This window comes from Methylobacterium sp. WL116, assembly GCF_008039455.1.
Taxonomy (GTDB): Bacteria; Pseudomonadota; Alphaproteobacteria; order Rhizobiales; family Beijerinckiaceae; genus Methylobacterium.
Genome location: NZ_VRUV01000956.1, coordinates 1 through 876, shown reverse-complemented (window position 1 = coordinate 876; position 876 = coordinate 1). Strand labels below are relative to the sequence as shown.

Annotated in this window: 1 protein-coding gene and 1 tRNA gene; both read left to right on the top strand. The window is 70.7% G+C overall.

Annotated features, from left to right (window positions below):
* The first annotated feature begins 48 nt into the window (after positions 1 to 48).
* Positions 49 to 125 (top strand) — tRNA-Met (locus FV223_RS28740).
* A 78-nt stretch (positions 126 to 203) separates the two neighbouring features.
* Positions 204 to 876, top strand: a 673-nt coding sequence (gene cobF / locus FV223_RS28735; protein WP_147730010.1) for a precorrin-6A synthase (deacetylating), incomplete at its 3' end; no start/stop codon positions are given.

The following is an 876-nucleotide window of genomic DNA, read 5'->3' as shown; positions in this document are numbered from 1 at the left end:
GATCGCCGAACGTGCCGGTCCACACATGAGGACCAGCACGCACCCTGGCGCGGGGTGGAGCAGCCCGGTAGCTCGTCAGGCTCATAACCTGAAGGTCACAGGTTCAAATCCTGTCCCCGCAACCAAATCAGCATGAAGCCCGCGCCGTCCGACACGACGGCGCGGGCTTCGTCGTGCGCGGTCAACGAGCTTCGTCAAGCCTCATGCGAACCCTGCGCGTCATCGGCATCGGGACCGGCGATCCGGAGCACCTCACCCTCCAGGCGGTGCGGGCCCTGGCCGACGTCGACGCGGTGTTCGTCCTCGACAAGGGCGCCGACACGGACGACCTCGTCGCCCTGCGCCGAACGATCTGCGCCCGGCACATCCGCAAGGCGTATCGCCTGGTCGTGGCGCAGGATCCCCCGCGCGAGCGCCGGCCGGCGGACTACGCTGCCACCGTCGAGGCCTGGCACGCCGCCCGGGCCGACCTCCTCGGCGGCCTGATCGCGACGAATCTCGGGGCAGGGGAGGTCGGCGCCTTCCTGGTCTGGGGCGATCCGGCGCTCTACGACAGCACCCTGCGCATCCTCGAGCGCATCCTCGCCCGCGATGCCCGAGCCTTCGCCTATACGGTGATCCCCGGCATCTCCAGCGTGCAGATGCTGGCGGCCGCCCACCGCATCCCGCTGAACCGGATCAGCGGGGCCGTCCACATCACCACGGGCCGCGCGATCGCCGATGGCCTGCCGCCGGGCGTCGGCAGCGTCGTGGTGATGCTCGACGCCGACCCGCGCTTCGACCATCTCGATCCCGAGCTGACGATCCACTGGGGTGCCTATCTCGGCTCGCCGGACGAGCTCCTGATCGTCGGGCGGCTCGGCACCGTCGGGCCGG